Raw genomic sequence first — 11,995 nt, forward strand, 5'->3', positions numbered from 1 at the left:
CAAACGCCTGACGTGAGGATCGACCGATGGTGCAACGGTTAAGTGTGACGTTACTGGTTTCTTCCTTCGTACTGCTTACGGCGTGTGCGGGGCACATCGACAGTACCAGCGAGGCGACATTCTCGGCGTCGATGGTGGGCATGAGCGAGGACATGGATCTGGAACAGAAGGCGGCATATGACCGGGCGTTGACGGTAGTCAGGGAGGCATACGGACTCGACCGTGCCCGAATGGCCAAGGCATTGGATGGCAAGGACGCCGAGGACGTCCTGGACCTTGCGGCGGATATCCGTGAAAAACAGGAAAAGGCTGCTCTCGCGCAAGCCGAAAAGGACCAGGCCGCTCATCTTGAGGCGTCGAAGGCGAGCCTTGCGCAGTACACGGAGCGTTGTGAGGCGCTTGAAACCAAGCGTCTGGCCGAAGATCCGGACAGCCGTGGCCCCAGTCGATTTGAGGCGCACGTATGTGCTTCCGCAAACCGCTACGAGCGGACGGTCGCCAATCTCAAGGAGATGACCCCGGAGCAGTACAGGGATGCTGACAAAGACACGATCAGCCAGCTCAAGCTGGACTGAATGTCGGGTTTGCCTGCGATGGCGGCGGTGACGGGCAGGGCGTTCGCGGTGTTTGCATTGAGGGCAAGCCCGCGCCACACATGTGTGGGATGCAGGCAAGCCAGGGCGGGTCTTAGCTCAGTTCCAGCCAGATCGGTGCGTGGTCCGAGGGTTTTTCCATGCCACGAAGTTCATAGTCGACTCCGGCATCCTTGACCCGTGGCAGCAGCCCTTGAGAGGTCATGATCAGGTCGATACGCAGGCCACGCTTGGGTTCATCCTCGAAGCCACGGCTGCGGTAGTCGAACCAACTGAAACGGTCGCAGACGTCGGGGTTCAGGTGGCGGAAGCTGTCAACCAGCCCCCAGTTTTTCAGTCGGGCCATCCACTCGCGCTCTTCCGGCAGGAAGCTGCACTTGCCGGTCTTGAGCCAGCGCTTGGCATTGTCGGGGCCGATGCCAATGTCACAGTCTTCCGGGGAGATGTTCACGTCCCCCATCACCACCAAGGGTTGCTGGTTCTGGAACTGACTTTCAAGCAGGGCTTGCAGGTCGCTGTAGAAGCGCTGTTTTGCCGGGAACTTGGTGGGGTGATCGCGGTTTTCCCCCTGGGGGAAATAGCCATTCATGATGGTGATCGGTGTGCCATCGGCGTCGGCGAAGGTGCCCCAGATGAAGCGTCGCTGGGCGTCTTCCTCGTCGGTGCTGAACCCCTTGAACAGGCTTAGCGGCGCCTGGCGCGAGAGCAGGGCGACGCCGTAGTGGCCCTTTTGACCGTGGAAGCTCACGTGGTAGCCCAGTGCTTGGACTTCAGCCAGCGGGAATTGCTCGTCCGCCACCTTGGTCTCTTGCAGGCCGATCACGTCCGGTTGGTGCTTTTCGATCAACGCGGCCAACTGATGGGGCCGGGCGCGCAGGCCGTTGATGTTGAACGAGACGATCTTCATGGAAGCAACAATCCTGGTAAAAGTCAGGATGCTAGCTGACATCGCCGGCTACGACCAGCATGGCGGCCATGCAGATCGCCTGCTAACGTGCTTCACGAGGGCGCGCCAGCGTAGCGCGCACCTTGATGGCAATGAATGCCCAGGCCTGGAGGGTTCCATGATGTCCGAATCGACTGCCGTTACGGCTGAAGTCCGCTTGCTCGATGGGGGCTACAGTCATGAGACCCGCTCATTGCTCTACCATGCCTACCGTCATGAGCCGACCTTCGCCTACCTTTTCGAGGCGGCGCGCCCTGGGTACGACCACCGTATCCGGGCTACGGTGCGAGAGCTGGTATGCCAGCATTTCTATCAAGAACTGCCCGCGCTGGGGCTGTTGATCGGGGAACGTTTGATTGGCGTTGCACTGATTGCGCCACCACAACGTCGGCTCAGTGTCACGGAAAGCTGGGCCTGGCGGATGCGCATGTTGCTCAGCGCCGGGTTCAACTGCACGCGCCGCTACCTGGATTACCAGGCGGCACTGATGGCCTGCCTGCCTACTGACGCGGTTCACATGCTGCCGCTGCTGGGTATTCATCCGCAATTCCAGGGCCAGCACTACGGGGAGCAGTTGCTTCAGGCATTACACGACTGGTGTGCTGAAGATGAACATTCCCAAGGGATTGTCCTGGACACCGGCAATGAGCATTACCTGGCGTTTTATGCACGGCAGGGCTATCAGGAAATTGGTGAAATAGCGGTAGGGCCTGTTCGTGAGCACGTTTTTTTTCACCCGAATCCCCAGCATTCCCGGCAGATCGGGGCGTAATCGAACCGTGAGCGATGGCTATGGTCGCCCGGCTGCCGCCAAGCTCTGGTAGCATCGGGGCTTATGACGTATTTAGCACCTTTTACCTGCGGTTTGATTCTATGCATCGCCAGCTTCGCCGTCTGTGCGCAAAGTGAACTGGTCGTTCGGATAGAGCCTGCCAATAGCGAGCTCAAGGACAATATCGAAGGTTACATTGGTAGCCTCGGCGACCGTGACGAAGAGGCCTTGATGCGCTTCAGTCGCGGCGCCGTCGAGCAGGCCAGAAAAGCCGCCCAGGCGCTGGGGTACTACCAGCCCCACATCGAAACCGAAGTCAAACCCCCAGCCAAGGCGAACAAAGGTCCACGTCTGGTGCTGAAGGTTGAACCTGGTGAGCCCATCCGGCTTCGTGACATCACGGTGCGTATTGAAGGCCCGGCCAGTCAGTTGAAGGCCTTTCGCATACCTAACAGCCGCTACTTGCGCTCGGGTGAGGTGCTCAACCATGGGCACTATGGGGACGCCAAGCGGTTGATTCAGAATCAGGCTTCGCGCTACGGTTTTTTCAGTGGCCGTTTTCTTCGCCAGCGTCTGGCTGTCGATCCACTGGCCGGGGTCGCGGATATCGAACTGGTCTATGACAGCGGCCCGCGCTACGCCCTGGGCAAGGTTCAGTTCACTGGCGACAGCCCTTTCGACGAGGACCTGCTGCGCAGGATGGTGCCGTTTCAGGACGGTGCGCCCTATGATTCTGAGCTGATTGCCGAGCTCAATAACGCCTTGCAGTCCAGTGGCTACTTTGAAGGCGTGCGGGTCGATGCTGCGCCGACGGCAGCGGTGGGCCAGACGATCCCGGTGGCGGTTCAGTTGCAGACCCGCAAGCCCCGCACCATGGGCTTGGGCCTGGGATTCTCGACGGACGTCGGTCCTCGTGCCAAGGCTAACTGGACGCGCCATTGGGTTAACCCTGAAGGTCATAGTTATGGTGTCGAGACAGAAGTCTCGGCCCCCCGGCAGAACGTCGGCCTGTGGTACGACGTGCCTCTGGACCCGCCGCTGACCGACAAGTTTCGTTTTGCCGGCGGTTATCAGAACGAAGAAATCGCCAACACCGACAGCCTCAGCAAGCTGCTGACGGTAGGCCCGGAATGGCACAGCAAGTTGCCCAGTGGTTGGCAACGGGTGATTTCGCTCAAGTGGCAGCGCGAGGAATACCGCCTGGGTGATGACTCCGGGCTGAGCAACCTGTTGATGCCGGGTGTCAGTTACGCCTACTTGCGTAGCGACAACCGCATTGATCCGCACAATGGCTACCGCCTGCAGTTCGACACGCAGGTCGCGAAGGAAGGTGTACTCTCGGATACCAACCTGGTGCATGGCAATGTCCTGCTCAAGGGCTTGACCACCCTTGGGCAGAATCACCGTTTCCTGGGCAGGGTGCAGTTTGGCGGCAGTGCCACCAACGGCTACAAATCAATGCCGCCATCGTTGCGTTTTTTCGCCGGTGGCGATCAGAGCGTGCGCGGTTACGACTACCAGACGCTGTCGCCGAAGAACTCGGATGGTGACCGTATTGGTGGCCGCTACCTGGTGGCCGGCAGTGTTGAGTACCAGTATTCGATTGCCGAGAAGTGGCGCGTGGCGACCTTCGTCGATCAAGGCAACTCATTCAACAGTCTGGAGTTGCCAAGCCTCAAGACCGGCGTCGGTCTTGGCGTACGCTGGGTCTCTCCGGTGGGTCCACTGCGATTGGACCTCGCCCACGCGCTGGATGACGAGGGCGGTATTCGTTTGCACTTTTCCATGGGGCCGGAACTGTGAGTCGTGTGTTTAAAGGGATTGCTATCGGCTTGGTCAGCGGACTGCTGATTGTGGTTTTCGGCGTGGTCGCGGTACTGGGTACGCAGGCAGGCAGTCGTTGGGTACTGAGCCGGGTACCAGGGTTGCAACTGGACGACTTCCAGGGGCGGCTGGCAGGGCAGTGGCAGGCCAAGCGCTTGTTGTGGGAGCAGTCGGGTAACCGGGTTGAGCTGACCCAGCCGCTGCTGGAGTGGTCGCCCGCCTGCCTGTTGCGCATGACCCTATGCGTAACGCAACTCCGTGCCGAGCGGGTGGACCTGGCGTTTGCCCCCGGCGAACCTTCGACAGACAGCGGCCCGCTGCAGTTGCCGGCCTTGGCACTGCCGCTGAGCATCGAACTGGGTGAGCTGCAGGTTGGTCGACTGACGCTGGATGGCAACGAGCAGTTGAGTCAGTTGCAACTGGCGGCCCATTGGGGCATCCAGGGCCTGCGTATTGATCGCTTGCAGGTTCAGCGAGAGGAATTGCACCTGACCTTGCAGGGGACGTTGCAGCCTGAGGGCGACTGGCCTTTGCAGGCCACCGGCCAACTGCAATTGCCGGCCGTGGATGGGCAGTCGTGGCAATTGGCTCTGAAGGTGGACGGTGACCTGCAGCAGACGTTGCGGGTGGGCGCCGACAGTACGGGCTATTTACAAGGGCGGCTTGACGGGCAGTTACAGCCGCTGGCAGCGAACTTGCCGGCCAAGGTGCGTATCAGCGCCGATGCCTTCAAGGCGAGTGCCGACCTGCCTGATACCCTCCAGCTCAATCAGGTGTTGCTAACCGGTGAAGGTGACCTGAGCGCCGGTTACCGGCTCGCGGGCAATGCCAGCCTGCCGGCCTTGCAGGGCCCGATAGCCTTGGCCCTGCAAGGCCGGGTCGATGCCCGTGGCGCTGAATTGTCGGCCCTTGATCTTAATGCCGCTGCCGAGCAGTACCTCGCGCTCAAGGCCACTGCCGACTGGCAGCAGGGCATCAAGGCCGGCGCTCAGGTTGAGTGGCTGGACTTCCCCTGGTTGCGCCTTTACCCGATGGATGAAGCGCCCCAGGTCACCCTGCGTCGTTTCAATGGCCAGGTCCGTTACCAGGAAGGGCGTTACGAAGGGGATTTTGCCGGTGACCTGGATGGACCGGCCGGTGCGCTCAAGGTCAGCAGTCCGTTCAACGGCGATCTCACGGCGATCGAGCTGCCACAGCTTGTCCTGACTGCGGGGCAGGGCAAGGCATCCGGTCACCTCACGCTGCGGTTCGCCCAAGGCATCGCCTGGGACACGGCACTGACCCTGTCTGCGCTTGATCCCGCGTATTGGCTGGCCGAGTTGCCAGGTTCACTGGCCGGGCCGTTGCGCAGCACGGGCGAGTTCAAGGATGGCCAGTTGCGCCTGGATGCCGACTTGAACCTGAAGGGCCGCCTGCGTGGCCAGCCCGCACAGCTTCAGGTCAAGGCCGAGGGGGCTGGGGAGCAATGGACCTTGGGCACTCTGGATGTACGTCTGGGGGACAACCATATCAACGGTAGTGGCAGCCTTCAGCAGCGCTTGGCCGGCCAGCTCGACCTTGACCTGCCCCGTTTGGGGCAGCTCTGGCCGCAACTGCAAGGTCGCTTGAAAGGGCGCCTGGAGGTTGCGGGTACATTCAAGGCACCGCAGGGCCAACTGATGTTGCTGGGGCAGCAGTTAGTCCAGGGCGAGAACCGTCTACAACGCCTGGACCTCAGGGCGCACCTGGACTCGACGCAGCGTGCGCTGATTGAACTGGAGGCGGGTGCGATCCAGTTGGGTGAAACGGCGTTGGGCACGCTGACCGCCAAGGGGGAGGGTGATAGGCGTCAACAGCAGTTGAGTTTGGGGCTATCAGGGCCGCAGTTGGTGCTTGACCTTGCGCTGGATGGCCAGTTGGACAAGGAGAACTGGCGAGGGCGCCTGGCCAGTGGGCGTATCCAGGCCGGTGGTCAAGACTGGCAGTTGCAGGCGCCGGCTCGGCTGCAGCGTCTGGCGAATGGCCAGATCGACTTTTTTGCGCATTGCTGGCGCTCGGGCGACGCCAGCCTGTGTGGCGAAGACCAGCGTCTGGCGCCTGAGCCGAGGTTGCGTTATCACCTCAAGCAGTTCCCGTTGCAGAGCCTGGCCCAATGGTTACCTAAAGACTTCGCCTGGAACGGCCTGCTCAATGCCGATATCAACCTCGATCTGCCGGCCAGCGGCCCCAAGGGGCTTGTTCAGGTCGATGCTGGTGGTGGCACGTTTCGGCTGCGTGAGAAAGGACAATGGCTGGACTTCCCTTACCAGACCCTGCGTCTTGACAGCACCCTGGCCCCACGACGGGTAGATACTCGTCTGGCGTTTCGTGGAGAACGACTGGGTGAACTGAACCTGGATACGCGCCTCGATCCTTTGGCGAAGAACAAACCGGTCAGTGGCACGTTCAGTCTGAATGGACTGGACCTTTCCATCGCCCGCCCCTTCGTTCCAATGGTGGAACGTCTGGCCGGTCAGTTGAATGGCAGCGGCAGGGTGTCCGGCACACTGCTGGCCCCTCAAGTCAACGGTAGCCTCATTCTGTCGCAGGGCGAAGTCAGCGGGTCAGAATTGCCCGTCAGCATGCGCGAGCTGACGTTGCGTGCCGTGGTTGCTGGCGAGCAGGTCCAACTGCAGGGCGGGTGGAAAAGTGGTGAGAGCGGTCAGGGCCAGTTGAACGGTCAGATCGGCTGGGCGCGTGCGCTGGCGGTCGATCTGCGTGTGCGTGGCCAACGCTTGCCGGTCAACGTCGAACCCTACGCCGCGCTTGAGGTGGCCCCTGACCTGAGCATTGGCCTGCAAGGTGACAAGCTGGCAATCACTGGCAAAGTGCTGGTGCCCAAGGGCAAGATCAGCATCCGTGAACTACCGCCTTCAACCGTCAAGGTCTCCGATGATACGGTGATCGTCGGCCATCAGACCGAGGCGGGTAAGGTACCCCTGGCGGTCGCCATGGACGTCGATGTTGAGGTAGGGCAGGAAAAATTGTCGTTCAGGGGCTTTGGTTTGAGTGCAAACCTGCGCGGTGCCGTGCATATCGGTGACAACCTCGATACCCGCGGCGAGCTGAGCCTGGTCGATGGCCGTTACCGCGCGTATGGTCAGCGCCTGACCATTCGTCGTGCTCGATTGCTGTTTGCCGGCCCTATCGACCAGCCGTATCTGGATATCGAGGCTGTGCGCAAGACCGATGACGTGATCGCCGGTATCCGCCTGAGCGGCAGTGCCGAACAGCCAACCACCCAGGTGTTTTCCGAGCCGGCGATGAGCCAGGAACAGGCCTTGTCGTACCTGGTGTTGGGGCGACCGTTGGGCAGTACCGGTGAAGACAACAACATGCTTGCGCAAGCGGCGTTGGGCTTGGGACTGGCTGGCAGTTCGGACCTGACCGGCAGCCTCGCGAAGAATCTGGGTATCGACGACTTCCAGCTCGACACTCAGGGGAGTGGCGCCAGCACCAGTGTGGTCGCCAGTGGCAACCTGACCGAGCGCTTGAGCTTGCGCTATGGCGTGGGCGTCTTCGAGCCGGCCAACACCATTGCCTTGCGCTACCTGCTGAGTAAAAAGCTCTACCTGGAAGCCGCCAGTGGGATCGCCAGCTCGCTTGATCTGTTCTACAAGCGCGACTTCTGAGTCAGCGAACGGTTGCGGCGGCGATGAACTCGTTGTCTGTGGACGGCGGTGCAGGGGTGGGTTGGCGGCTGGGGACAATCAGTTGGGTGTACTCTTCGATCAGTCGATTCAGTGCCTCGGGCGGTTCGCAGGCCTGAAACTGCATGCGAATCTGTACTTCGTCCGGGTCACGATGATCGCCTTGGCGCTTGTTCTGAGCGCCAACGGTGACCATGAACCGTTCGTGCTTGAGCGCGCTGTTCTCCAGTACGTGGCTTGCATCGGCCAGCTCGGTGTTCTGGATTTTTACCGAGAGGTCGACTTGCATCCGCTCCAGGGCCAGGCCGCGGGGTGATACCAGGGTGATCAGTGGGATGCTCAGGGTATGCCGGTCATCCATGGCAACATCGACCATCTTGGCCTTCATGGGGGCGCCCAACGCTTCGGCGTCATAGTCAAAAAACTGGTCAAACAGCTTGATGTACTGTTGGGCGATCAGGTTGTTCGCCGCCGCTGCGGCGTCCTGCAGACCTCGGGTAATGTCAGCCAGATCGCAGGTAGCAAGCGGCTCTTTGTCGTTAGGACTGCGTTCCAAGAGGCTGGGCTCCTTTGGCGAGGGACGGGAAAGCTCCGCTCATCAGAGCGGAGCCTGCTGTAGCGTGTCAGACGGTGGTCTGTTGCACCTGGTCTGGCATCGGCAGTTTGGATTCAGGCAAGGCGTCCTTGTTCTGCGCCTCGGTGTTGGGAAGCATGACGGGCTTGGTGGCGGCATCGGTCAGGATGTCGATGACCCGCATCAAGGCTTCTGGTGGATCCTGGCGTTTGACACGGGTATTGAATGCGTAACGCGCGCGGGTGTCGGTCTTGCGGGTTTGTGTTGACTTGTGGCTGACCTGGCCTTTGACGTTCATCTTGAACGGGCCCCAGCCAATGGAGGCGCCGAACTCAGCGCTGCCACCGGTTTCAGTGCTGCTTTCGGCCTGCTGGCTGATGGTCAGCTCGAACTCGATGTTACCTTCTTCAATGGCGATGTTCGGGTGGGTGACAGCCGCCAGCAGGGGGATCTGCATTTTCTTGGCGACGGTACCCTGATAGACACCCTGTTCGTCCGTGAGGGTTTCTTCGTAGTCGAATTGGATGGCGACCGCCTTGCCATCTTGAATGCAGACGCCCATGAGGAAGTCTGCGTAGGATTTACTGGCGCTGACCTGCGCCTGAATCATGGCCTGCAGCGGCCCGGAGATCATCCGATCCAGTGGCAGTGCGTTCATGACCGAGCCGATGAGGCTGTTATCGATAGTTGCCATGGTGCGATTTCCTTATCGTGAAGTGCGCGTCAGTGCGCGGTTACCGTTAGGCGGTGTGGCGAGCGTGAGCCTCTTGACGCCTGATGTTGCCGATCTGGCGCAGGCTCAGGCCGTATTTGTCGGCCAGCACGCTACGGGACAGGCCGTGCGAGCTTTCCTGTTGAATCTGTTGGTTACGCAGTTGCCGGTTGAAATGGTCGGGTTTGGGAATCTCCAGCGCAGTGCCCGCGTAGCGTTTGATCAAGGCCTCGAGTTGTTCGCTGGGCAGCACATCGGCCAGCGTTGTGCGGCCCGGATGCTTGGGAATGTACTTGGGCCTGCCGCCGTAGATGCAGGTCAAGCGGTACGCGCTTTCCAGCCCGACACAGGCGATCAACGCTTGTAGGGAATGAGGCAGTTGCGTGATGTCGATGCGGTTCAGGTCGCTGAGTTCCATGAGCACTTCCTTGTCAATGGGCAGGCCATTCAGGCCTGCGTTGTGTATTGGCCATCAACCTTCAGCCCGACCGGTACTGCCGTACCGGCTGAATGCGTTGGTTGGCGTCATGGGATGATTCTCGGGCACTGCACGACAAAAGATCTAGGTAGCAAGCGGGTCTCTGCCAGTAGCTGTTCCTGCTTATATTCGGTGGGAAAAATGGCGAAGGTATGTGGGTATTCACCAGAGCAGTCGGCGCAAAGCCCCGCTTTTCGGTCAGTCACCACAATGGCAATGCCGCTGCTTGGGTCTACCAGCGTCAGTCGCAAGGATGGGTGATCAACAAGTTGACTTGAGCCATCAGTGCGGTTTGGCGAGGTAAGGCATTGTCGGGAAAGGACCGCCAGTCGACCCATAGGCAGATGGCGGTGAGTGGGGTATCACCACGTGCGCCGACGACCTGTGGGGCGAAGTCGCGGCGGTACAGGGCTTGGGTTTTCTTTAGCCCTTGGGCGCTATCGGCCGAGGTCAATGTGGCTCTCACCAGCGGCGGAATTTCCCTCATGGTGACGGTGAAGGCTTCTTGTGTTTCCGGACTGCCCAGGTGTCCGGCCTGTCGAGAGCGTTGCCACAACTGCTGCCATTGGCTGTTGCCTGCGCTGTTCGCTAGGCCGGTACCGAGTTGCTTCAGGTGTGAAGGATCGAGGTCTACGGTTTGCAGTGCTTGAGCCTCAATACAGACCAGCAGGCCGATACTGAGCAGGGAAGGTATGCGCATGAGGGGGGCTCCGCGAGGCGTAAGTGCGTGAGCGCTCATGTTTGCAAGTTGGCTGGTGGGGCAGAACCGGGAAAATATCCTTGTGATCGGGATGGACGTTGTATGATTCGCGTTTGATTTTTTGTCTCCAACGCCTCAAGGAAACCCACATGACTCAAGGCCAACGCCTTAAATACTCCATCCTGCTGTCCCTGCTGGTGTTGGCAACCATGCTGGGGCTGTCTTATCTGCAGAAAGACGGTGTGATCAGCGAAAAGGTGTTCCAGTACATTGCCATCGGCGTGGCGGTCGTCGTGGTCATCGTCAACGGCATCATGCGCCGCAAGGTCAAACTCTGACTCCAGGGCGGCCAGCAGTGAAGCTGGCCGCCACCGGCCGTTACAGGGTCAGGTCACGCAGCAGGAGGCCATACTCCAGGTTCACCTGCTCGGGAATCGGCAGGTAGACGGTATGGCCGTCGCCAGGGGCAACCTCAATGGGTTGGCCCTGGCGATTGCGCAATTGATGCAGGTCGAAGTGGTAGTTGCCACGTGGCGTCATCAGCTCAAGGTGATCGCCAAGGCCAAAGCGGTTTTTCACCTGTACCTCGGCCAGCCCATCGACCCGCTCGCCGGTCAGTTCGCCAACGAACTGCTGGCGTTCAGACAGCGAGTTTCCACGTTGGTAGTTCTGGTACTCGTCATGCACGTGGCGGCGCAGAAAACCCTCGGTGTAACCCCGTTGCGCCAGTGACTCCAGATTGAGCATCAGCGAGCGGTCGAATTCGCGACCTGCCACAGCGTCGTCGATTGCCTGGCGGTAGGCCTGAGTGGTGCGGGCGCAGTAGAAGTGCGACTTGGTACGGCCCTCGATCTTCAGCGAATGGACGCCCATGTTGGTCAAGCGCCCGACGTGCTGTACCGCGCGCAGGTCCTTGGCGTTCATGATGTAGGTGCCGTGCTCGTCCTCGAATGCCGGCATTTCCTCGCCAGGACGGTTGCTTTCTTCCAGCAGGAAGACTTCATCAGTGGGCGCACCCAGGCCCAGCGTCGGTTCGACTTCGCGGACGATCTCGCCAGTAACATTTTCCGTGGCCGGGGTGGCGCTGTACTTCCAGCGGCAGGCATTGGTGCATGAGCCCTGGTTGGCGTCACGCTTGTTCAGGTACCCGGACAACAGGCAGCGGCCGGAATACGCCATGCACAGTGCGCCGTGAACGAACACCTCCAGTTCCATTTCGGGAACCTGGTGACGAATTTCCTCGATCTCCTCCAGTGACAACTCGCGGGACAGGATCACCCGGGTCAGGCCCAACCCGCGCCAGAACTCCACGCTGGCCCAGTTCACCGTGTTGGCCTGTACGGAAAGATGAATCGGCATTTCCGGAAAATGCCGACGAACCAGCATGATCAGGCCCGGATCGGACATGATCAGTGCATCCGGGCCCATGGCGATCACCGGCTCCAGGTCCTTGAGGAAGGTCTTCAGCTTGGCGTTATGCGGTGCGATGTTGACCACCACATAGAACTGCTTGCCCTGGGCCTGGGCTTCCTTGATGCCGATGGCCAGATTCTCATGGTCGAATTCGTTGTTGCGTACCCGCAGGCTATAGCGCGGTTGCCCGGCATAGACCGCGTCGGCGCCATAGGCGAAGGCATAGCGCATGTTCTTGAGGGTGCCGGCAGGGGCAAGTAATTCGGGTTTGGCGAGGCTGGTCATGGGAGATCGGGTCGCAGCTGAAAAAGGCGC

At 60.4% G+C, this 11,995-nt stretch carries 11 protein-coding genes; 5 read left to right on the forward strand and 6 right to left on the reverse strand.

Going from position 1 to position 11,995, the window contains the following annotated elements; all coding sequences use genetic code 11:
• Positions 1-26: 26 nt before the first annotated feature.
• Positions 27-575 carry a hypothetical protein gene (locus IE038_RS18575; protein ID WP_189396083.1) on the forward strand — a complete coding sequence of 183 codons (549 nt, stop codon included), beginning with the start codon at positions 27-29 and terminating at the stop codon, positions 573-575.
• 112 nt (positions 576-687) lie between these two features.
• Here IE038_RS18575 and xthA read toward each other — a convergent pair whose 3' ends face one another.
• Complete coding sequence (gene xthA / locus IE038_RS18580; protein ID WP_163932102.1) at positions 688-1,500, reverse strand: exodeoxyribonuclease III; 813 nt, start codon at positions 1,498-1,500, stop codon at positions 688-690.
• Positions 1,501-1,660: 160 nt separating this feature from the next.
• Between xthA and IE038_RS18585 the strand changes: the two genes are divergently transcribed.
• The 3 genes from IE038_RS18585 to IE038_RS18595 all read left to right on the forward strand — a co-directional run bounded on the left by IE038_RS18585 (position 1,661) and on the right by IE038_RS18595 (position 7,785).
• Positions 1,661-2,311, forward strand: coding sequence for a GNAT family N-acetyltransferase (locus tag IE038_RS18585; protein WP_163932111.1), 651 nt, complete (start codon positions 1,661-1,663; stop codon positions 2,309-2,311).
• 63 nt (positions 2,312-2,374) lie between these two features.
• Positions 2,375-4,114, forward strand: a complete 1,740-nt coding sequence (locus IE038_RS18590) for an autotransporter assembly complex protein TamA (RefSeq protein WP_189396084.1) — start codon at positions 2,375-2,377, stop codon at positions 4,112-4,114.
• Positions 4,111-7,785 carry a translocation/assembly module TamB domain-containing protein gene (locus IE038_RS18595; RefSeq protein WP_189396085.1) on the forward strand — a complete coding sequence of 1,225 codons (3,675 nt, stop codon included), beginning with the start codon at positions 4,111-4,113 and terminating at the stop codon, positions 7,783-7,785. Before IE038_RS18590 ends, IE038_RS18595 begins: the two co-directional genes overlap by 4 nt.
• A gap of 1 nt (position 7,786) precedes the next feature.
• Here the strand turns inward: IE038_RS18595 and IE038_RS18600 are convergent, their stop codons facing one another.
• The 4 genes from IE038_RS18600 to IE038_RS18615 form a co-directional block, all read right to left on the reverse strand.
• A complete protein-coding gene (locus tag IE038_RS18600) occupies positions 7,787-8,359 on the reverse strand; it encodes a DUF2589 domain-containing protein (RefSeq protein WP_163932100.1) in 573 nt (190 codons plus the stop codon).
• A 67-nt stretch (positions 8,360-8,426) separates the two neighbouring features.
• Positions 8,427-9,071, reverse strand: coding sequence for a DUF2589 domain-containing protein (locus tag IE038_RS18605; protein WP_163932097.1), 645 nt, complete (start codon positions 9,069-9,071; stop codon positions 8,427-8,429).
• A gap of 46 nt (positions 9,072-9,117) precedes the next feature.
• Positions 9,118-9,507, reverse strand: a complete 390-nt coding sequence (locus tag IE038_RS18610; RefSeq protein ID WP_163932094.1) for a Mor transcription activator family protein — start codon at positions 9,505-9,507, stop codon at positions 9,118-9,120.
• Between the two features lie 301 nt (positions 9,508-9,808).
• The gene (locus IE038_RS18615) at positions 9,809-10,267 is read right to left on the reverse strand and encodes a hypothetical protein (RefSeq protein WP_163932091.1); all 459 of its coding nucleotides are present in this window, start codon (positions 10,265-10,267) and stop codon (positions 9,809-9,811) included.
• A gap of 149 nt (positions 10,268-10,416) precedes the next feature.
• On the opposite strand from IE038_RS18615, the gene IE038_RS18620 reads away from it, so the two are divergent.
• Positions 10,417-10,605, forward strand: coding sequence for a hypothetical protein (locus tag IE038_RS18620; RefSeq protein ID WP_065758527.1), 189 nt, complete (start codon positions 10,417-10,419; stop codon positions 10,603-10,605).
• A 40-nt stretch (positions 10,606-10,645) separates the two neighbouring features.
• Here the strand turns inward: IE038_RS18620 and trhP are convergent, their stop codons facing one another.
• The gene (gene trhP, locus IE038_RS18625) at positions 10,646-11,965 is read right to left on the reverse strand and encodes a prephenate-dependent tRNA uridine(34) hydroxylase TrhP (protein ID WP_189396086.1); all 1,320 of its coding nucleotides are present in this window, start codon (positions 11,963-11,965) and stop codon (positions 10,646-10,648) included.
• Between the last annotated feature and the right edge of the window lie 30 nt (positions 11,966-11,995).

The organism is Pseudomonas laurentiana (genome assembly GCF_014648275.1).
GTDB lineage: Bacteria > Pseudomonadota > Gammaproteobacteria > Pseudomonadales > Pseudomonadaceae > Aquipseudomonas > Aquipseudomonas laurentiana.

Coding starts and splice junctions, on each gene's coding strand:
- IE038_RS18575 (WP_189396083.1), top strand. CDS start 27: ATGGTGCAACGGTTAAGTGTGACGTTACTGGTTTCTTCCTTCGTACTG.
- xthA (WP_163932102.1), bottom strand. CDS start 1,500: ATGAAGATCGTCTCGTTCAACATCAACGGCCTGCGCGCCCGGCCCCAT.
- IE038_RS18585 (WP_163932111.1), top strand. CDS start 1,661: ATGTCCGAATCGACTGCCGTTACGGCTGAAGTCCGCTTGCTCGATGGG.
- IE038_RS18590 (WP_189396084.1), top strand. CDS start 2,375: ATGACGTATTTAGCACCTTTTACCTGCGGTTTGATTCTATGCATCGCC.
- IE038_RS18605 (WP_163932097.1), bottom strand. CDS start 9,071: ATGGCAACTATCGATAACAGCCTCATCGGCTCGGTCATGAACGCACTG.
- IE038_RS18610 (WP_163932094.1), bottom strand. CDS start 9,507: ATGGAACTCAGCGACCTGAACCGCATCGACATCACGCAACTGCCTCAT.
- IE038_RS18615 (WP_163932091.1), bottom strand. CDS start 10,267: ATGCGCATACCTTCCCTGCTCAGTATCGGCCTGCTGGTCTGTATTGAG.
- IE038_RS18620 (WP_065758527.1), top strand. CDS start 10,417: ATGACTCAAGGCCAACGCCTTAAATACTCCATCCTGCTGTCCCTGCTG.
- trhP (WP_189396086.1), bottom strand. CDS start 11,965: ATGACCAGCCTCGCCAAACCCGAATTACTTGCCCCTGCCGGCACCCTC.